At 72.3% G+C, this 17,542-nt stretch carries 15 protein-coding genes; 6 read left to right on the top strand and 9 right to left on the bottom strand.

Going from position 1 to position 17,542, the window contains the following annotated elements; genetic code table 11:
• Nucleotides 1-305: 305 nt before the first annotated feature.
• From AB0C04_RS31990 to AB0C04_RS31960, 7 genes are all read right to left on the bottom strand, one after another.
• A complete protein-coding gene (locus AB0C04_RS31990) occupies nucleotides 306-1,322 on the bottom strand; it encodes a branched-chain amino acid ABC transporter permease (protein WP_357062168.1) in 1,017 nt (338 codons plus the stop codon).
• Nucleotides 1,319-2,200 carry a branched-chain amino acid ABC transporter permease gene (locus AB0C04_RS31985; protein ID WP_350872970.1) on the bottom strand — a complete coding sequence of 294 codons (882 nt, stop codon included), beginning with the start codon at nucleotides 2,198-2,200 and terminating at the stop codon, nucleotides 1,319-1,321. The genes AB0C04_RS31990 and AB0C04_RS31985 overlap by 4 nt, the downstream gene beginning before the upstream one ends.
• 7 nt (nucleotides 2,201-2,207) lie before the next feature.
• Nucleotides 2,208-3,458 carry an ABC transporter substrate-binding protein gene (locus AB0C04_RS31980; RefSeq protein WP_350872971.1) on the bottom strand — a complete coding sequence of 417 codons (1,251 nt, stop codon included), beginning with the start codon at nucleotides 3,456-3,458 and terminating at the stop codon, nucleotides 2,208-2,210.
• Between the two features lie 45 nt (nucleotides 3,459-3,503).
• Entirely contained in the window at nucleotides 3,504-4,196 is a 693-nt protein-coding gene (locus AB0C04_RS31975) for an ABC transporter ATP-binding protein (RefSeq protein WP_357062165.1), read from the bottom strand.
• Nucleotides 4,183-4,944: an ABC transporter ATP-binding protein gene (locus AB0C04_RS31970; RefSeq protein ID WP_357062162.1), complete on the bottom strand. Its 762-nt coding sequence runs from the start codon at nucleotides 4,942-4,944 to the stop codon at nucleotides 4,183-4,185. Before AB0C04_RS31970 ends, AB0C04_RS31975 begins: the two co-directional genes overlap by 14 nt.
• Nucleotides 4,945-5,256: 312 nt before the next feature.
• Nucleotides 5,257-6,297 carry an aminotransferase class V-fold PLP-dependent enzyme gene (locus AB0C04_RS31965; RefSeq protein WP_357062160.1) on the bottom strand — a complete coding sequence of 347 codons (1,041 nt, stop codon included), beginning with the start codon at nucleotides 6,295-6,297 and terminating at the stop codon, nucleotides 5,257-5,259.
• An 82-nt stretch (nucleotides 6,298-6,379) separates the two neighbouring features.
• A complete protein-coding gene (locus AB0C04_RS31960) occupies nucleotides 6,380-7,135 on the bottom strand; it encodes a TetR/AcrR family transcriptional regulator (protein WP_357062157.1) in 756 nt (251 codons plus the stop codon).
• Between the two features lie 169 nt (nucleotides 7,136-7,304).
• On the opposite strand from AB0C04_RS31960, the gene AB0C04_RS31955 reads away from it, so the two are divergent.
• Nucleotides 7,305-8,528: a DUF418 domain-containing protein gene (locus tag AB0C04_RS31955; protein ID WP_357062155.1), complete on the top strand. Its 1,224-nt coding sequence runs from the start codon at nucleotides 7,305-7,307 to the stop codon at nucleotides 8,526-8,528.
• Nucleotides 8,529-8,855: 327 nt separating this feature from the next.
• Here AB0C04_RS31955 and dnaE read toward each other — a convergent pair whose 3' ends face one another.
• Entirely contained in the window at nucleotides 8,856-12,389 is a 3,534-nt protein-coding gene (dnaE, locus tag AB0C04_RS31950) for a DNA polymerase III subunit alpha (RefSeq protein WP_357062152.1), read from the bottom strand.
• A 234-nt stretch (nucleotides 12,390-12,623) separates the two neighbouring features.
• On the opposite strand from dnaE, the gene AB0C04_RS31945 reads away from it, so the two are divergent.
• Together AB0C04_RS31945 and AB0C04_RS31940 are read left to right on the top strand one after the other, a co-directional pair.
• Nucleotides 12,624-13,163, top strand: a complete 540-nt coding sequence (locus tag AB0C04_RS31945; RefSeq protein ID WP_357062149.1) for an RNA polymerase sigma factor — start codon at nucleotides 12,624-12,626, stop codon at nucleotides 13,161-13,163.
• Complete coding sequence (locus AB0C04_RS31940) at nucleotides 13,156-13,704, top strand: hypothetical protein (RefSeq protein ID WP_357062146.1); 549 nt, start codon at nucleotides 13,156-13,158, stop codon at nucleotides 13,702-13,704. The genes AB0C04_RS31945 and AB0C04_RS31940 overlap by 8 nt, the downstream gene beginning before the upstream one ends.
• A gap of 9 nt (nucleotides 13,705-13,713) precedes the next feature.
• On the opposite strand, the gene AB0C04_RS31935 is transcribed toward AB0C04_RS31940, so the two are convergent.
• Nucleotides 13,714-15,204 carry a serine/threonine-protein kinase gene (locus AB0C04_RS31935; protein ID WP_357062143.1) on the bottom strand — a complete coding sequence of 497 codons (1,491 nt, stop codon included), beginning with the start codon at nucleotides 15,202-15,204 and terminating at the stop codon, nucleotides 13,714-13,716.
• 138 nt (nucleotides 15,205-15,342) lie between these two features.
• On the opposite strand from AB0C04_RS31935, the gene AB0C04_RS31930 reads away from it, so the two are divergent.
• The 3 genes from AB0C04_RS31930 to AB0C04_RS31920 all read left to right on the top strand — a co-directional run bounded on the left by AB0C04_RS31930 (nucleotide 15,343) and on the right by AB0C04_RS31920 (nucleotide 17,433).
• On the top strand, nucleotides 15,343-15,996 hold the full coding sequence (locus tag AB0C04_RS31930; RefSeq protein WP_357062141.1) for a hypothetical protein: 654 nt from the start codon (nucleotides 15,343-15,345) through the stop codon (nucleotides 15,994-15,996).
• A gap of 148 nt (nucleotides 15,997-16,144) precedes the next feature.
• Nucleotides 16,145-16,486: a PadR family transcriptional regulator gene (locus tag AB0C04_RS31925; RefSeq protein WP_350872980.1), complete on the top strand. Its 342-nt coding sequence runs from the start codon at nucleotides 16,145-16,147 to the stop codon at nucleotides 16,484-16,486.
• A complete protein-coding gene (locus tag AB0C04_RS31920; RefSeq protein ID WP_357062138.1) occupies nucleotides 16,483-17,433 on the top strand; it encodes a permease prefix domain 1-containing protein in 951 nt (316 codons plus the stop codon). Before AB0C04_RS31925 ends, AB0C04_RS31920 begins: the two co-directional genes overlap by 4 nt.
• Nucleotides 17,434-17,542 lie beyond the last annotated feature (109 nt).

Below are 17,542 nucleotides of genomic sequence, written 5' to 3'. Positions count from 1 at the left end.
GGCACCCTGACACGGGTGCCGGCCAGCGGCGTCTTCGCCGCCAATCTTGGACAGTTACCGTCAACCGCGAACGGAAACTGTCCAAGATCTCCAATGCGCCGGCGAGCCGGTCAGGCGCGCCCGCACGAACCACGCGCCCGTAGCTGACTGATGGCATCACAAGCCGCCGCCGCCGGAACGCAACCGGCACGGATCCGGCGGCGTCTGTTTGCCTTCCGGCAGCCACCGAGTCGCGCCGTCCGGCAGCCGCCACGTCGCCCCGCACGGCAACGCAGAGCCAGCCGCACCCGCCCGGGCAGGTGGGGCTAGCGCTGGCGGCGGGCCATCCAGCGTCGGGCCAGGGCGGCGGCGCTGCCCCAGATGCCGCGCCGGAACAGCAGTACGACCAGGACGAAGATGCCGCCGGTGACCAGCCCGATCGCCTCGAAGCCGGAGAACGACAGCCAGTCCTCCAGGCGGACCACGATGGCCGCGCCGAGCACCCCGCCCCAGAGCGTGCCGATGCCGCCCAGCACCACGACGATGACCGCCTTGCCGGAGGTCGTCCAGTGCAGCGTGTCGAGGGAGACGAAGCGATGCCCGACGGCGAAGAGTCCCCCGCCGAGCCCGGCGATGAACCCGGAGAGCACGAACGCGGTCAGCTTGTACCGGTGCACCGGGTAGCCCAGTGCCCGTGCTCGGGCCGGGTTGTCGCGGATGCCGACCAGCACCCGGCCGAAGGGCGAGTTCACGATCCGCCACGCGGCGGCGAGGCCGAGCAGAACGATCGGCAGGATCGCGTAGTAGAAGAAGTAGTCGTCGGTCAGGTCCATCCCGAAGAACGATCGCGGCACGCCCTGCAGGCCGTTCTCGCCTCGGGTGACCGAGCGCCACTCGTTCGCCACGTAGTAGACCATCTGCGCGAAGGCGAGGGTGACCATCGCGAAGTAGATGCCGGTCCGCTTCACCGCCAGGTAGCCGATCGGCACGGCGAGCGCCGCGGCGGCGAGCGCCCCGGCCAGGACGGCGGCCGGGAACGGCAGGCCGGCGTGGATCGCGACCAGCCCGGTGACGTACGCGGAGGTGCCCCAGAACGCGGCGTGCCCGAAGGACATCAGCCCGGTGAAGCCGAGCAGCAGGTCCACCGCGACGGCGAAGAGCGCCCAGCAGAGGATGTCCACCGCCACCGCCGGGTAGAGCCCGTTCGGCAGCCACAGCGCGGCGGCCAACCCGATGCCGAGCAGCGCGTACCGGACCCAGCCGGGGGCGCGGGCCACCGCGACCAGGCCGGACGGCGGCGCGGGGCGGCCGGCCTTCTCCGGGGTGTCGACGGTGCTGGTCATGCCGGTGCCTCCTCACGGCCGAAGAGCCCGGCCGGGCGCCAGAGCAGCACGACGGCCATCACGATGAAGACGATCGTCTGGGACACGATCGGGAAGTCCGAGAGGTACGCCTCTCCCCACGCCTGCACCAGGCCGATGCCGAAGCCCGCGGCGACCGATCCGAAGATCGAGCCGAGCCCGCCGATCACCACCACCGCGAAGACCACGATGATCAGGTCGGCGCCCATCAGCGGGTTCACCGCCCGCATCGGCGCGGCCAGCACTCCGGCGAGACCGGCGAGGCCGATGCCGAAGCCGAAGACCGGGGTGACCCAGCGTCCGACGTTGATGCCGAACGCCTGGGTCAGTTCGGGTCGCTCGGTGGACGCCCGGACCACCATGCCGATCCGGGTGCGGGTCAGCACCCACCAGACGGCCACGCAGAGCAGGACGGCGAAGCCGAGGATGAAGACCCGGTAGGTGGGGAAGTCGAAGAGCCCGAAGTTCACCGAGCCGCTGAGCGCCGACGGCGTGGCGTACGGGCTGGACTGCACGCCGTACCGGGACTTGACCAGGTCCTGGAGGATCAGCGTCAGGCCGAAGGTGAGCAGGAAGTTGTAGAGCGGGTCGAGCCGGGTGAGCCGGTGGATGACCGCCCGTTCCAGCGCCATGCCGAGCAGGCCCAGCCCCACCGGCATGATCACCAGCGCCGCCCAGAACGGCACGCCCGCCTCGGCGAGCAGGACGTACGCGCCGAACGCGCCGAGCATGTAGAAGGCGCCGTGAGCGAAGTTGACCACCCGCAGCATGCCGAAGATGACCGCGAGCCCGAGGGCGAGCAGGGCGTAGAACGCCCCGCTCACCAACCCGTTGAACGTGTTCTGCAGGAAGCCCGTCATGCCCTGGTCACATCTTGCAGTCCGCCGACGGGGCGGCGAACGCCTCCGCGGCGGGGATGGTCTTGAGCACCTTGACGTAGTCCCAGGGCTCGGTGACCTCGGACTGCGGCTTCACCTGGGCCAGGTACGCGTCGTGCACGACCCGGTGGTCCTCGGCACGGATCTTGCCGTTGCGCAGGAAGACGTCGTTGACCTCCTTGCCCTCCAGCCCCTTGACCACGGTGTCCGCGTCGTCGGTGCCGGCGGCCTGCACGGCCTCCAGGTACTGCATGGCGGCGGAGTAGTTTGCCGCGTGGGCGAAGGACGGCCGGGTGCTGGTCTCCTTCTGGAACCGGTCGGCGAACGCGCGGTTCTCCTGGTCGAAGTTCCAGTACCAGGCGTCGGTGTAGGTGGTGCCGGCGAGCGCGGCCGGGGTGAGCGAGTGGATGTCGGTGATGAACATCAGGCCGACCGCGAGGCCGACGCCCTTGTCCCGCAGCTTGAACTCGTTGTACTGCTTCACCACGTTCACCAGCTCGGCGCCGGCCTGCATGGTGCCGAGCACCTGCGGCTTCGGGTTCAGCGTCGGGGCCTTGAGCAGGTAGGTGGAGTAGTCGCCGCTGGTGTTCGGGAACGGCGCCCCGTCCTTGCCGACCACCTGCCCGCCGGCGGCGGTGATGGCGGCGGAGAAGCTCTTCTCCATGTCCTGCCCGAAGGCGTAGTTCGGGTAGAGGATGTACCAGTTCTTGCCCACCTGCTCGGTGGTGACCTTGCCGGTGCCGTTGGCCAGCATGTACGTGTCGTACGCGTAGTGGAACGTGTACTTGTTGCAGCTCTTGCCGGTCAGGTCGGTCGTCGCGGCGCCGATGTTGAAGTAGAGCTTCTTCTTCTCCTTCGCCACGTCGGCGACCTTCAGCGCGGCCGAGGAGGTCGGCACGTCGAGGATGAGGTCGACGCCCTTGCGGTCGTACATCTCGGCGGCCTTGCTGTTGGCGATGTCCGGCTTGTTCTGGTGGTCGGCGGTCTCGACGGTGATGTTCTTGGTCACCGCCTGGTCGCCGTGCTTGGCCTTGAAGTCGGCGATGGCCATCTCCACGGCCTTGACCGAGTTCTTGCCGGACAGCTCGGAGTACGCCCCGGACTGGTCGTTGAGCACGCCCAGCACGATCTTGTCGCCGGTCAGCTTCTGGTCGCCGCCCGACTGGGGCCCGCCTCCGCCGCAGCCGGCCACCAGCACCACCGCGGCCGACGCCGCGGCCACACCCACGGTCCTACGCATGCCATTCCCTCCATCCGCGCGTGACGCGCGGGTCAGCAGTCCGGATCAGATGCCGAGGTACGACAGCAGCTCGCGTTCCCGCGAGCGCACCTCGGAGTTGTCCATCGCCTCCACCACGCGCCCCTCGGCCAGCAGGTAGTGCCGGTCGGCGACGCCGGTGGCGAAGTGCAGGTTCTGCTCGACCAGCAGCACGGTGACGCCGTGCCGCTTGGCCTCGCGCAGCAGGTCGCCGACCTGCTGCACCAGCAGTGGGGAGAGCCCCTCGGTCGGTTCGTCGCAGAGCAGCAGCCGGGCGCCCATCCGCAGCACCCGCGCCAGGGCGAGCATCTGCTGCTCGCCGCCGGAGAGCATGGTGGCGGCCGAGTCGCGCCGGTCGTAGAGGGCGGGAAACGCCTCGTACACCCGCTCCAGCGACCACGGGTCGGGGCCGACGGTCGGCGGGAGGGTGAGGTTCTCGGTGACGCTCAGGGTGGCGTAGCTGCCTCGGTCGTCGGGCACCCAGCCGAGCCCGAGCCGGGCCCGTCGGTAGGCCGGCAGTCGACCGATGTCCCGCCCGTCGAGCTCCACCGTGCCCCGCTGGCCCTGGTGCAGCCCCATCACGCAGCGCAGCAACGTCGACTTGCCGGCCCCGTTGCGCCCGACCAGGGTGACCACCTCGCCGGCGGCGACGTCGAGGCTGACGTCCCGCAGGACCTGCGCCTCGCCGTAGGCGGCGGAGAGGTTCTCAATGCGCAGCATCAGCGGCTCCCAGGTAGGCGGTGATCACACGCTCGTCGGCGCGGACCTCGTCGTACGGGCCCTCGAGGAGGACCTTGCCGGCCTGGAGCACGGTGACCGTGTCGGCGAGCCGCCCGACCACGCTCATGTTGTGCTCGACCATCACCACGGTCCGGCCCTGACGGACCCGGCCGATCAGCTCGACGGTGCGGTCGACGTCCTCCAGGCCCATGCCGGCGGTCGGCTCGTCGAGCAGCAGAACCTTCGGGTCCAGCGCGAGGGCGATGGCCAGCTCCAGCGCGCGCTTGCGCCCGTACGCCAGCGCCTCGGCGGGCGCGAGGGCCAGCTCGGTGAGCCCGACCATGTCGAGCAGTTCGGCGGCCCGGTCGCGGTAGCGGCCCATCAGCTTCGCCGAGCGCCAGAACCGCCAGCCCAGCCCGCTGGGCGACTGCAACGCCAGCTCGACGTGCTCCTGCGCGGAGAGTTGGGGGAAGAGGCTGGTGATCTGGAAGGAGCGGGCCACGCCGAGCCGGGCGACCTGCTCCGGGGGTAGCCCGGTGACGTCCCGGCCGGCCAGCTCGATCCGCCCACCGCTGGGCCGCAGGAACCCGGTGAGCATGTTGAACAGGGTGGTCTTGCCGGCGCCGTTCGGGCCGACCAGCGCGTGCACACTCTCCGGCGCGATGTCGAGGTCGACGCCGTCGACCGCCCGGAAGCCCCGGAAGTCGCGGGTCAGCCCGCGAGCCGACAGGATCGCTTGCCCGGCCATCGCCATGTCCTCCGAGGTCTCCGGCGACGGTCGGAACGGTGACCGTGGTCACATGGCCGTCGCGTGCAGGAAACCTACGGCGGGGTGCGGGAGTCGAGCCATGTCGATCAGCCACATATTCCTATGCCTCGACCCGTACCCGGCCTCCACCGCCACCTCCTGCGGCCCGACTCGACAGCCATCGAGGGTGATCAGTGCCCGGGTTGACGCCGCCACGCATGTGGCGGTCCCACCTCGACCGCGCGAGCACCCGGTGATCCCGACGCCGCCGGGGCCGCGCGCCACCCGGCGTCCGGGCGGCGCGCGGGTCGGTCAGGAGGTGAGCGCGTCCAGCGCCAGGTCCACGTCGTCCACTGTCGAGTAGAGGTGGAAGGAGGCCCGGACCCGGCCCGCGCGTACCGCCGCGCGGACGCCGGCCCGCTCCAGCCGTTGCTGCGCGTCCGGCACCTCGACGGTGACGATCGCGCTCTCCCCCGGCGGCTGACCGAGCCCGGTGAGCAGCCGGTTGGCCAGCGCGACGTCGTGTTCCCGGATCGCCGGCAGCCCGACGTCGAGGAGCAGGTCGAGTGCGGGCGCCAGGCCCACCCAGCTGAACCAGGCCGGTGAGATGTCGAACCGGCGGGCGTCCTCGGCCAGCCGCAACGGCGGGCCGTAGTAGGAGGCGTGCGGGTCACGGCCCGCGTACCAGCCGGCGGCGTCGGGCCGCAGCCGCTCGCGCAGCGTCGGAGCCAGGTAGGCCAACGCCGCGCCCCGCGGCCCCATCACCCACTTGTAGGCGGCGACCGCGACCACGTCGGCCAGGCCGCCGTCGAACGGCAGCCAGCCGCAGGCCTGAGTGGCGTCGACCGCGACCAGGGCGCCGTGCGCGCGGGACGCCGCCACGATCTCGTCGTACGCGGCGAGCGCGCCGTCGGCGGACTGCACCAGGCTGAACGCGACCAGGTCGGTGTCGGCGTCGATCGCGTCGACCAGCCCGGTTAGCGGAACGGTGCGCACCTGCACGCCCCGCTCGGCCTGCGCCAGCCAGGGGAAGAGGTTGGAGGTGAACTCGACCTCGGGCACCACCACGGTCGAGCCGGCCGGCAGCGCCGCCGCGACCGGGGCGAGCAGCTGGGAGACCGTGCTGCCGGCCGCCACGTCCTCGGCCGGTACGCCGCCGATCAGTCGGGCGAAGGCGGCGCGGGACCGGTTGACCGCCGTGCCCCACCCCTCCCAGGAGGTCCGGCCGATCCGCCAGTCGGCCAGCGCCTCCTGCAACGCCGCCCAGGCCGGCTCGGGCGGCAGCCCGTAGCTGGCGGTGTTCAACCAGCCGGGCTCCGGCTGCCACAACTTCTGCGCCTCGTCGAGTTCCATGGGCCGACGCTAACGCCGCCCGCCGCGAGGGCGGACGGCCAATGCGAGGTCGGCGGCCTTCGCCGCGAGCCGGGATCCGGCGTCAGTCGCCGTGCCCGGCGGCCCGGATCGCGGCGGCGACGCCGTCGAGGATCAGGTCGAGACCGAGGTCGAAATCGGCCTGCTCCGGGTCGTCGGCCGGCGCCGACTCGAACAGCCCCGAGGTGAAGAGTGCCGCCACCTCGGGAAAGCGCTCACGGTCGACGAGGCCGGCCAGGGCGCGGCCGTACTCCTGCTCCGCCTGGGGTTGGTCGAGGCCGCTGCCCCGCCGGCCCTCGGCGAGGTCTCCGGCGAGCTGCGCCGCGCTGCGCACGTAGCCGGAGAGCAGGGTCATGATGCCGACCTTCGTCCCCCAGTCCAGCCCGGTGCCGCGCAGGGCCCGCAGGCACACGTCCATCCAGCTGATCGCGTTCGGGCCACTGGGCGGGCCACTGACCGGCAGGTGGGACAGCCAGGTGTGTCGGGCGTGGACCGCCCGGAGCGCGTACGCCCACTGCCGCAGCCCGGCCCGCCACGCGCCGGGGCCGGCCGCGAGCTGCGGGGCCGGGCCGGTGGCCGCGTCGCCCATCAGGACGAGCAGCTCCTCCTTGGAGCCGACGTGCCGGTAGAGCGACATGGTGGTGAAGCCCAGCTCCTTGGCGACCTTGGCCAACGTCACGCCCGACAGTCCCGCGCGGTCGGCCAGCTCGACGGCGGTCCGCACGACCCGCTCCGCGTCCAGCTCGGCCGGCCGACCGAGCCGGGACTCCGTCGGCAGTCGCCACAGCCGGGCCAGCCCGATCGGTACCTCGTCGCCCATGGCCGGCGGCCACCTCCGTCTCCTCGACCCGATCGCGGACCCCATCATCGCCCAGCGACGCCGACGACCGGCACATCGGTGGCAGCGCGGCGGGCCGCCCAGGCACTTTCTTTACTTCATATAGTTTACGTCGTATGTTTAGTGCTCGCCGGCTGACGAGGGGGAGACGATGACGGTCGACATGCAGGCGCGCGCTGAGGAGCGCGCGGGGGCGCCGATCTCGGGCGGGAAACGAATACTGGCGCCGGACCTGGCCCGCGGCGCCATGCTGCTGCTCATCGCGCTGGCCAACGCGGCGGGGGTGTTCCTGGCCTCCACTCCCGGGGTTGATCCGACGCCGCACGGCCCCGAGCGGATCTGGAACGTCTTCCTCTTCCTCTTCGTGCACGCGCGGGCCCTGCCGCTGTTCGCCATGATGTTCGGCTACGGGCTGGTGCAGTTCGCCCGCCGGCAGGACGAGGCGGGACGCCCACCGGGAGCCGTACGCGCGCTGCTGCTGCGCCGCAACGCCTGGTTGTTCGTCTTCGGCCTGGCGCACGGCGTGCTGTTGTACTCCGGTGACGTCCTCGGCGCGTACGGCCTCATCGGGATCGCGTTCACGCTGCTCCTGCTGCGTCGCGGCGACCGGGTCCACCGGCTCGCGCCCGGCTATCTGATTCTCGGCGCGCTCTACCTGCTTGTGCTCGGCGCGCTGGTGGTTCGCGGCCTGGCGGCCGGAGCCGGCCCGGCGGCGGGGGTGCCGACGAGTGACTTTCCGTCGGTGACGGCGGCGAGCTACCCGGCGTCGCTGGAAGCTCGCGTGACCGAGTGGCCGGCGACCGTGCTCACCATGCTTCCGATGATCCTCTTCATCTGGATCGGCGCCTGGGCGGCCCGCCGCCGGCTGCTCGACGACCCGGCACGGCACCGCCGGCTGTTGCGTCGGGGCGCAGCGATCGGGCTCACCGTCGCGGTGCTGGGTGGGCTGCCGATGGCACTGCTCGCCGGCGGCTTCCTGCACGTCGACGCCGCCACCGGCGGGCACGCCAAGTTGCTGTACGAGTCCGCCGGCCTCTTCGGTGGGATCGGGTACGCCTCGCTCTTCGGGCTGCTCGCGCTGCGGGTGTCCACGTGGCCGGCCGGCGCGCGGCGGCACCTGCCCATCACCGCCCTCGCCGCCCTGGGCCGGCGCTCGCTGAGCGGCTACCTGGTGCAGTCCGTGGCCTGGCTGGTGCTGGCGTCCCCGTTCGCCCTCGCGCTCGGCGACCGCCTGGGCAGCCCGACGTTCGTGGCCGCCGGCTGCGCGGTGCTCGTCTGGCTGGCCACGCTCGCCGGCGCGTACCTGCTGCACCGCCGAGCCCGACGCGGGCCCGCGGAGGTCCTGCTCCGCCGGCTCGCCTACGGCCGGCGGTGAACGTCGCGGACCGGTGATCCCGAGGGCCGGCCCCGACGGGCCGGCCCCTCGCCGGGCTGGCACCGCGCCCCCGGCCAGGGCCGGGGTTCGCCGAACGGATCAGATCGCGGGCGCCGCGAATCGTCGGACGGCGGCGGTGACGAGCGCGATCAGCGCGGCGCTGAGGACGTTCACCGCGATGGCGATGAGCACCTGCTCCATGGTGGCTCCCAGGGTCGAGGGTCATGCGCACCACCTCGGTGCGCCTCGGACGACCGTAGGGCCGCTACCTGGCGTACGGGTGTACCCAGCGTTATATCTGCTGGTCAGACGGGTCGCCGAGCGGGGTCAGCTGACGTTGGCCGGGCCGAGGACGCTCTTCAGGTCGCCCATCAGCGCGGTGGTGGCCGCGACCCGGAACGGACCCAGCCGCAGGGTGGTGGTCTTGCCGCCGTTGAGCAGCTTGACGTGCACCTCGGTGTCGCCCGGGTGCAGCACCAGGGTCTCCTTGAGCCGCTCGACCAGCGGTGGGGTGCACCGGTGCACCGGGATGGTCAGCGTCACCGGCTTGTTCGTCGCGCTGGTGCTGACGTCCGGCATGGACATGTCCATCGCCATGATGCGTGGGGTGTCGTCGCGGCGGTCGACCCGCCCCTTGACCACCACGATCGCGTCCTCGGCGATGTACTGCCCGATCACCTCGTAGGTGTTGGGGAAGAAGAGGGTCTCCACCCCGCCGGCGAGGTCCTCCAGGGTGGCCGAGGCCCAGGCCCGGCCCTGCTTGGTGACCCGGCGCTGCACGCCGGAGAGGATGCCGGCGAGGGTGACCACCGCGCCGTCCGGTACCGCGCCGTCCTCGGCGAGCGCGGCGATGGTGGTGTCCGCGGCGGCGTTGAGGATGTGCTCCAGGCCGAACAGCGGGTGGTCGGAGACGTAGAGGCCGAGCATCTCCCGCTCGAAGGCGAGCTTGTCGCGCTTGTCCCACTCGCCGTCGCCGATCACCGGCATGACCGTGCTGCTGCCGGAGGTCTCCACATCGCCGAAGCCGGCGCCGAAGAGGTCGTACTGACCGGTGGCCTCCTTGCGCTTGACGTCGGCGTACGCGTCGATGGCGTCCGCGTGCACCTGGAGCAGCGCCTTGCGGGTGTGCCCGAGCGAGTCGAACGCACCGGCCTTGATCAGCGATTCGATCGTCTTCTTGTTGCAGACCACCGCGTCGACCTTCGACAGGAAGTCGTAGAAGTCGCCGTACTCGCCCTTCTCGTCGCGGCAGCGCATGATCGAGGCGACCACGTTCGCGCCGACGTTGCGCACCGCCGCCAGGCCGAACCGGATGTCCTTGCCGACCGGGGTGAACGGCCCGGCGGAGGTGTTCACGTCCGGCGGCAGCACCTGGATGCGCATCCGGCGACACTCGGACAGGTAGAGCGCCATCTTGTCCTTGTCGTCACCGACGGAGGTGAGCAGCCCGGCCATGTACTCGGCCGGGTAGTGCGCCTTCAGGTACGCCGTCCAGTAGGAGACCAGCCCGTACGCGGCGGAGTGCGCCTTGTTGAACGCGTAGCCGGCGAACGGCACCAGGACGTCCCACACCGCCTGGATCGCCTCGTCGGAGTAGCCGCGCTCGCGGCAGCCGTCCCGGAACGGGATGAACTCCTTGTCGAGGATCTCCTTCTTCTTCTTACCCATCGCCCGGCGCAGCAGGTCGGCCTGGCCCAGGGTGTAGCCGGCGAGGATCTGCGCGGCGCGCTGCACCTGCTCCTGGTAGACGATCAGGCCGTAGGTCGGCTCCAGGATCTCCCGCAGCGGCTCCGCCAGCTCCGGGTGGATCGGGGTGATCTCCTGCAGGCCGTTCTTGCGCAGCGCGTAGTTGGTGTGCGAGTCGACGCCCATCGGGCCGGGCCGGTAGAGCGCCAGGACGGCGGAGATGTCCTCGAAGTTGTCCGGCTTCATCAGCCGCAGCAGTGAGCGCATCGGCCCACCGTCGAGCTGGAACACGCCGAGTGTGTCGCCCCGGGCGAGCAGGTCGTACGCGGCCTGGTCGTCCAGCGGCAACGCCAGCAGGTCGAGCTGCTTGCCGTGGTTGAGCTGGATGTTCTTGACCGCGTCGTCGATGATCGTCAGGTTGCGCAGGCCGAGGAAGTCCATCTTCAACAGCCCGAGCGACTCGCAGTTCGGGTAGTCGAACTGGGTGATGATCGCCCCGTCGGCGTCCCGGCGCATCAGCGGGATGTGGTCGATGATCGGCTCGGCGGACATGATGACGCCGGCGGCGTGCACGCCCGTCTGCCGGATCAGCCCCTCGATGCCCTTCGCGGTGTCGATGACCTTGCGCACGTCCGGGTCGGACTCGTAGAGGCCACGGATCTCACCGGCCTCGGCGTAGCGCGGGTGCTTCGGATCGAAGATGCCGGTGAGCGGGATGTCCTTTCCCATCACGGCCGGGGGCATCGCCTTGGTGATCCGGTCGCCCACCGCGTACGGGAAGCCGAGCACCCGGGCCGAGTCCTTGATCGCGGCCTTCGCCTTGATGGTGCCGAAGGTGGCGATCTGGGCGACCTTGTCCTCGCCCCACTTCTCGGTCACGTACCGAATGACCTCGCCGCGCCGACGCTCGTCGAAGTCGATGTCGACATCCGGCATGGAGACGCGCTCGGGGTTGAGGAACCGCTCGAAGATCAGGCCGTGCGGGATCGGGTCGAGGTCGGTGATGCCCAGGGCGTACGCGACGAGCGAGCCGGCGGCCGAGCCACGGCCCGGACCGACCGCGATGCCCTGCTTCTTGGCCCACTGGATGAAGTCGGCGACCACGAGGAAGTAGGAGGGGAAGCCCATCTGGTTGATGACGCCCAGTTCGTACTCCGCCTGAACGACGTGCCCCTCCGGGATGCCGCCCGGGTAGCGGCGGGCCAGCCCGGCGAAGGTCTCCTTGCGGAACCAGGACTCCTCGGTCTCCCCCTCGGGCACCGGGAAGCGCGGCATCAGGTTGTGGAACTCGAACATCCCGGTCGGGTCGACCTTCTCGGCCACCAGCAGGGTGTTGCGGCAGCCCTCCAGCCACACGTCGGAGCCGTCGACGCCGCGCATCTCGTCGGCCGACTTGATGAAGTAGCCGCTGCCGCCGAACTTGAACCGGTTGGGGTCGGCGATGTTGCTGCCGGTCTGCACGCAGAGCAGCACGTCGTGCGACTCGGACTGCACCTCGTGGGTGTAGTGCGAGTCGTTGGTGACGACCGGCGGGATACCGAGCTTGCGGCCGATCTCGACCAGCCCGTCCCGGACCCGCTTCTCGATGTCCAGGCCGTGGTCCATCAACTCCAGGAAGTAGTTCTCCCGGCCGAAGATCTCCTGGTACTTCGCCGCGGCCTCCAGCGCCTGCGCGTCCTGGCCCAGCCGCAGCCGGGTCTGCACCTCACCCGAGGGGCAGCCGGTGGTCGCCATCAGGCCGTCGGAGTAGTCCGCGATCAGCTCGGCGTCCATCCGCGGCCACTTGACGAAGAAACCCTCGGTGTACGCGCGGGAGGTCAGCGCGAAGAGGTTGTGCAGGCCCGTCTTGTTCCGCGCCCAGATCGTCTTGTGCGTGTAGCCACCGCTACCGGATACGTCGTCGCTCTTCTGCTCCGGGCGGCCCCACTTCACCCGCTGCTTGTGGAACCGCGACTCCGGCGCCACGTACGCCTCGATGCCGAGGATGGGGGTGACACCGGCCGCCGTCGCCTGCTTGTAGAAGTCGTACGCGCCGTGCATGTTGCCGTGGTCGGTCATCGCCACCGCCGGCATCCCCTGCCGGCTGACCTCGGCGAACAGATCCTTGAGCCGGGCCGCTCCGTCGAGCATCGAGTACTCCGTGTGCACGTGCAGATGCGCGAACGAATCGCCCATGCAGAGCGCCCCCCCGGGTCGGATCATGGGATGGTCGAGGTCGGTCGGCCTACCCTATCCCCGCTGCCGGGGCCCTCTCCAGCAGCCGCGCGGAGGATCCACGGGCCGGGTGGTGTGGATCTCTCCGGCGCCGCCGGACGCCGGCAGTCGGCTGCCGGACTCCCCCGCGCGTCCGGGCCGCGGCGGCCATAGCCTGGATGGGCCCCGCACTCCGGCGAACGACTGGAGGCGCCGATGCCCCTCCCGGAGGGTACCGACGAGCTGGCCCGGTCAGCCGCGCGCGGCGACCCGGCTGCCCTCGACGCGCTGCTGGCGGCGGTAAGGCCCGAGGTGCTGCGACTCTGCGCCCGCCTGCTGCCGCACCGCGAGGACGCCGAGGAGGCCTGCCAGGACGCGCTGCTGGCGGTGGCCCGGGGAATCAGCCGGTTCGAGCAGCGCTCGGCGTTCCACACCTGGCTGTACCGGGTCACCGCCAACCGGGCCCGCTCCACCTACCGCGTGCTGCGCCGGCGCTGGCTGGTGGAGGCGGGCGGGGTGCCGCTGCCCGAAGCGCCCGATCCCCGGCGGACCAGCGTGGTGGCCGGCACCCGGCTCGACCTGCTCGACGCGCTCGACGCCGTCCGGCCCGAACTGGCCGAGGCGGTCACCCTGCGCGACGTGCTCGGGTTGGACTACCGGGAGATTGCCGCCCTGCTCGACGTGCCGGAGGGCACCGTGAAGTCCCGCCTGCACCAGGCCCGCCAGCAGGTCCGGCAGCGGATGTCCGATGGTTGAGCGCGGTCACCCGGCCCGCCGGCCCGGCGCAGTGGCGGCCGTCGCCGTCGCGCTGGCCGTGAGCGTGGTGGCCTGCGGTGACGCCACCCCGGTCGCGCCGCTGCCGGTGCGGCCGCCGGCCCCGGCCAGCACCACCACCGCCGGGCCGACCACGCCGGCGGCCACCCCGCCGCCGAGCACCAGCGCGCCGACCGTACGCCGGCCGCCGGCCGCCCTGCCCGCACCGACCCGCATCCCGGCCACGCGGACGCCGTCGGCCTCACCGACCGCGCTGCCGAGCGCCTGCCTCGGTGCGGTCCGCTACGACCTGGTGCTCGCCGAGACCGAGCTGGCCCTGATCCGGTCGCTCTGCTTCGCCCCCGGCGCGGTGCTGCGCATCATCGGCATCGGCCCGGGCGAGGTCACCGTGGACCGGCAGGACCTGGTCTCCCGCAGCTACGAGGCCGGGGTGGTGGACATCCGGTTCCTGCGCGCCGGCACGGTCGCGGTGACCATCCCGCAGGCCGACGCGCTGCACACCATCAGCGTGGTGGTGGTCTGACCGGCCGGGCTAACCGACCCGCACCCCGGCGAGCAGCGCGTCGACGAAGTCGGCGCCGCGTCCTGGCGGCGGCGTGACCTGTACGTAGAGCAGGCCGGCCGACCCTTCGGCGAGCCCGGCCGCCTCCACGACGACCGGCCGCCCCGCCGGGCAGGTGAAGCCCGCCACCACCCAGTCGATCCCGCCCTGCCGGGTCCGCCGCACCGGCTGCGGCACACAGTCCGCGTGCGGACGCTCCGCCAACCAGCCCTCCACCGTGGTACGCCGGGCGGTGCTGGCGGAGAGGCCGACGAAGGCGCCCGGCACGCTCGGGTCCGCCGCCCACCGCGCCGGCTCGGGCGAGATCACCAGCGCGGGTTCCAGTAGGCCGTCCTCGCCGTACTGGCCGGACCAGCCGGCGCCGGTGGCCCGCCAACCCGCCGGCAGCGCCACCGTCACCGGCCCGCTGGCGGCGGTGCCGGCGGTGTGGCGGCGGGTGCCCGCGTCGCCGGCCGGCAGGCCGAGCGCGGCGAGCGCCAGCAGGCCCGCGCCGGCGGTGGCGAGCCGGCGGCGGGCCGGCCGCCTCCCTCCACCCGCCGCCCGGTCGGGGCCGGCGGTGGCGGTCCGACGGCGGTCGGGCCGCCTCTCCGCGGCCGCCGCCCGGTCCGAGCCCTCACCGACGGCCCGGGCGAGCGCCGCCCGGAACGCCGCCGCGTCCGGGTAGCGCTCGGCGGGGCGGGATGCGGTGGCCCGGGTCAGCACGGCGGCGACCGCCGGCGGTACGCCGTTGCGCAGCCGGACCGGCGCGCCGGGACCCCGGTCGGGCGGCCGGGCCGGCGGGTTGGGCGGAATGGCGGCGGCGCCGAGCAGGCGCAGGCCGAGCCGGCCCAGCCCGAAGACGTCCGCGCGGGTGTCCACCACGGCCAGCGGGTCGTCCTGCTCGGGCGCCATGTAGCCGGGGGTGCCCGCCCGGGCGGTCAGCCCGGACGCGGCGGCGAGCGCCTTGGCCAGCCCGAGGTCGGCGATGAGCACCCGCTCGGGCCCCGATCCGTGCTCGCCCGGCGGCCCGGACCCGGCCTGCGGCCCGCTGCGGAAGAGGATGTTGCCCGGGGTCAGGTCGCGGTGCACCACGTCGTGCCGGTGCAGGACGGCGACGCCAGCGGCGATCTGGTCCAGCAGGGCCAACGCGCCCGGCACCGGCAACGGCCCGCGCGCCAGCCGGTCCCGCATGCTGCCGCCGTCGGCCCAGGCCAGCACGGCGTACGGGCGGCCGTCGGGCAGCTCACCGACGGCGTGCACCCGGACCAGCCGCTCGTGCTCCAGCCGCCGCAGCAGCCGGGCCTCGTCGAGGAACCGTTCCCGGACCCGCAGGTCGTGGCTCCAGTTCTCGGCCAGCACCTTGATCGCCACTCGAGAGTCGAGGACCGGATCATGGCCGAGCCACACCGTCGCGAACGACCCCGCGCCGAGCAGCCGCTCGACCCGGTAGGGCCCGATCAAGCTCGGCGCGGTCAACCCCATCACCCCCGCCGATCGGCACCGGGCCGCCGTATCCCTCGACGGTAGACGTCCGCCGGCCGGGTCGGGAACCCGACGAACCGGAGCGGCCCGGGCGGAGACCAACAGGACAGGAGCTCGAATTCCGGAAGGAGATCCACCATGAACCGTCTCCCGTCCACCGTCCTCACCGGCCTGCTGGCGCTCACCGCCGTCGCGCCGGTGGCCGTCGCCGCCCCGGCCGTCGCGGCGCCCCGCGCCGTCGCCCTCGCCGACGCCCCGCCCGCGCCCGTCCGGGCGGTGGTGCCGGCGACCGTCGCGGCGGCCGCCGGCTCGGCGAGCGGCCGGACAGCCACCGCCGTCCGGCCCGCGCGGACCGCCCTGCTGAGCGTCCGGGGTGCCGGCCCGTTCCGGATCGGCGCGCGCCTGGACCGGCTCACCGCGGCCGGCCTGATCGACTGGGTGGCGCCGGGCTGCGCCGGCGTCCAGCACGCCGGGGTCACCGGCGCCTGGGCCGGCGTGATCCTGCTGGCCTTCTCGGCCGGTCGTCTGGTCGAGGTGGGTACGGCCACCGCGCCGCCGCACTCCCCCGCCGGCGCGGCCGTCGGCATGTCCTTCGCCGAGTTGGAGGCCATCTACGGCCGGCGCGGCTCGCTGGTCTGGAACGACGCCGGAACCGCCTCGGCCTACCTGGTCCGGTACGGGTCCCGGGTGGAGCTCTTCACCGGCCACCCGATCCGTCCGGGGGTCGGCTACTTCCAGGTCGGGCCGGCCTCCTTCGTCGAGCGGAACTTCCGGCACGGGCCGTCCTGCTGACCCGAGCAACCGACGGCCCGGTCCGCACCTGCGGACGGGCCGTCGGCGTGCCGCCCGCCGCCCATGTGCGGCCCGCTCACATCATCGTGAGTTGGCACTACGTTATGGGGCTAGACAATGCTGTGTGGCGCACAGTATCGTGTGACGCATGGTCAGCGACGAGATCCTCCGGACCCATCTTCAGGAGCTGAGGCGGGGCACGGTCGTGGTGGCGAGCCTGGTCGCCCTGCGCCAACCCGGCTACGGCTACGCGCTGCTGCAACGGCTCACCGGCCACGGCTTCCCGGTCGACGCCAACACGCTCTACCCGCTACTGCGGCGCCTCGAAGAGCAGGGGCTGCTGACCAGCGAGTGGAACACCGAAGAGAGCCGACCGCGCAAGTTCTACCGGACCAGCGACTCGGGCGAGGCGCTGCTGGGCCGACTCCTCGACGACCTCGCCGCCGTACAGACCTCCCTCACCGGCCTGATCCAAGGAGTGGACCGATGACCTCCCTGACCGACCGCTACCTCGCCGCCACCCTGCGCTCGGTCCCGGCCGCGCGCCGCGAGGAGATCGCCACCGAACTGCGCGCGTCGATCGACGACATGATCGAGGGCCGGACGGCCGACGGACACGACACCGCCACCGCCGAACGGGAGGTGCTCACCGAGCTGGGCAACCCGGCGCAGCTCGCCGCCCGCTACGCCGACCGCCGGCTGCAGCTCATCGGGCCGACCTACTACCTGGCCTGGGAACGCCTGCTCAAGCTGCTGCTCTCCTTCATACCGGCCCTGGTCGGCGTCGTGGTCGGCCTGCTGGAGGCGACCGACGGCGACAAGACGGGCGGGGCGGTCGGCGCGGGGATCGGCAGCGCCATCGAGGTCGCGATCCAGATCGCCTTCTGGGTCACCCTGGTCTTCGCGATCCTCGAGCGGACCAACACTCCGCTCAACCTGCCGGAGTGGACCGTCGACCAACTCCCGGAATACCGCGCCGACCGGCAGATCACCCTGACCGACACCGCCGCCGCCATCGGTTGGCTCGTCCTGGTCATCGCGTACCTGCCGGTGCAGCACTTCCACTCGTTCGTCCCCAACCCGGACGGCGGCAACCTGCCGATCCTCGACCCGGCGCTGTGGAACTTCTGGCTGCCGTTCCTCATCGCCGTGCTGGTCGCCACCGTCGGCCTGGAGTTCGCCAAGTACCGGGCCGGGCGCTGGACCTGGCCGCTGGTCGCGGTGAACGCGCTGCTCGACCTGGCGTTCGCGGTGCCGGTGATCTGGCTGATGTCGACCGACCGGCTGCTCAACCCGGACTTCGTGGCCCGCTGGGAGTGGCTCGGGCGCGAGGAGAACCTGAACACCGTCGCCACCGTCGTGGTGGTCAGCACGATCCTGATCACGCTCTGGGACATCATCGACAGCGCGATCAAGGCCTACCGCAACCGGCACTGACCGACGGATCACGGCGCCCGGTCCAGGGTGACCACCAGCCGGTCCGGCTGTTCCTCGATCCGCAGCCCGCTCACTCGGCTCGCCCTTCGTTCGCGACTGCGGGGCTCGC

Source organism: Micromonospora sp. NPDC048909 (genome assembly GCF_040649635.1).
In the GTDB taxonomy this organism is placed as follows: domain Bacteria; phylum Actinomycetota; class Actinomycetes; order Mycobacteriales; family Micromonosporaceae; genus Micromonospora.
Note: the sequence above shows the minus strand (reverse complement) of the source record. Positions and strands in the feature narration are given on the sequence as shown.

Excerpts from the sequence above, each read along its gene's own strand:
- AB0C04_RS31970 (WP_357062162.1), bottom strand. The coding sequence starts at position 4,944 with ATGGCCGGGCAAGCGATCCTGTCGGCTCGCGGGCTGACCCGCGACTTC.
- AB0C04_RS31975 (WP_357062165.1), bottom strand. The coding sequence starts at position 4,196 with ATGCTGCGCATTGAGAACCTCTCCGCCGCCTACGGCGAGGCGCAGGTC.
- AB0C04_RS31935 (WP_357062143.1), bottom strand. The coding sequence starts at position 15,204 with ATGGGGTTGACCGCGCCGAGCTTGATCGGGCCCTACCGGGTCGAGCGG.
- AB0C04_RS31985 (WP_350872970.1), bottom strand. The coding sequence starts at position 2,200 with ATGACGGGCTTCCTGCAGAACACGTTCAACGGGTTGGTGAGCGGGGCG.
- AB0C04_RS31980 (WP_350872971.1), bottom strand. The coding sequence starts at position 3,458 with ATGCGTAGGACCGTGGGTGTGGCCGCGGCGTCGGCCGCGGTGGTGCTG.
- dnaE (WP_357062152.1), bottom strand. The coding sequence starts at position 12,389 with ATGGGCGATTCGTTCGCGCATCTGCACGTGCACACGGAGTACTCGATG.
- AB0C04_RS31920 (WP_357062138.1), top strand. The coding sequence starts at position 16,483 with ATGACCTCCCTGACCGACCGCTACCTCGCCGCCACCCTGCGCTCGGTC.
- AB0C04_RS31960 (WP_357062157.1), bottom strand. The coding sequence starts at position 7,135 with ATGGGCGACGAGGTACCGATCGGGCTGGCCCGGCTGTGGCGACTGCCG.
- AB0C04_RS31955 (WP_357062155.1), top strand. The coding sequence starts at position 7,305 with ATGACGGTCGACATGCAGGCGCGCGCTGAGGAGCGCGCGGGGGCGCCG.
- AB0C04_RS31945 (WP_357062149.1), top strand. The coding sequence starts at position 12,624 with ATGCCCCTCCCGGAGGGTACCGACGAGCTGGCCCGGTCAGCCGCGCGC.
- AB0C04_RS31930 (WP_357062141.1), top strand. The coding sequence starts at position 15,343 with ATGAACCGTCTCCCGTCCACCGTCCTCACCGGCCTGCTGGCGCTCACC.
- AB0C04_RS31925 (WP_350872980.1), top strand. The coding sequence starts at position 16,145 with ATGGTCAGCGACGAGATCCTCCGGACCCATCTTCAGGAGCTGAGGCGG.
- AB0C04_RS31965 (WP_357062160.1), bottom strand. The coding sequence starts at position 6,297 with ATGGAACTCGACGAGGCGCAGAAGTTGTGGCAGCCGGAGCCCGGCTGG.
- AB0C04_RS31990 (WP_357062168.1), bottom strand. The coding sequence starts at position 1,322 with ATGACCAGCACCGTCGACACCCCGGAGAAGGCCGGCCGCCCCGCGCCG.
- AB0C04_RS31940 (WP_357062146.1), top strand. The coding sequence starts at position 13,156 with ATGGTTGAGCGCGGTCACCCGGCCCGCCGGCCCGGCGCAGTGGCGGCC.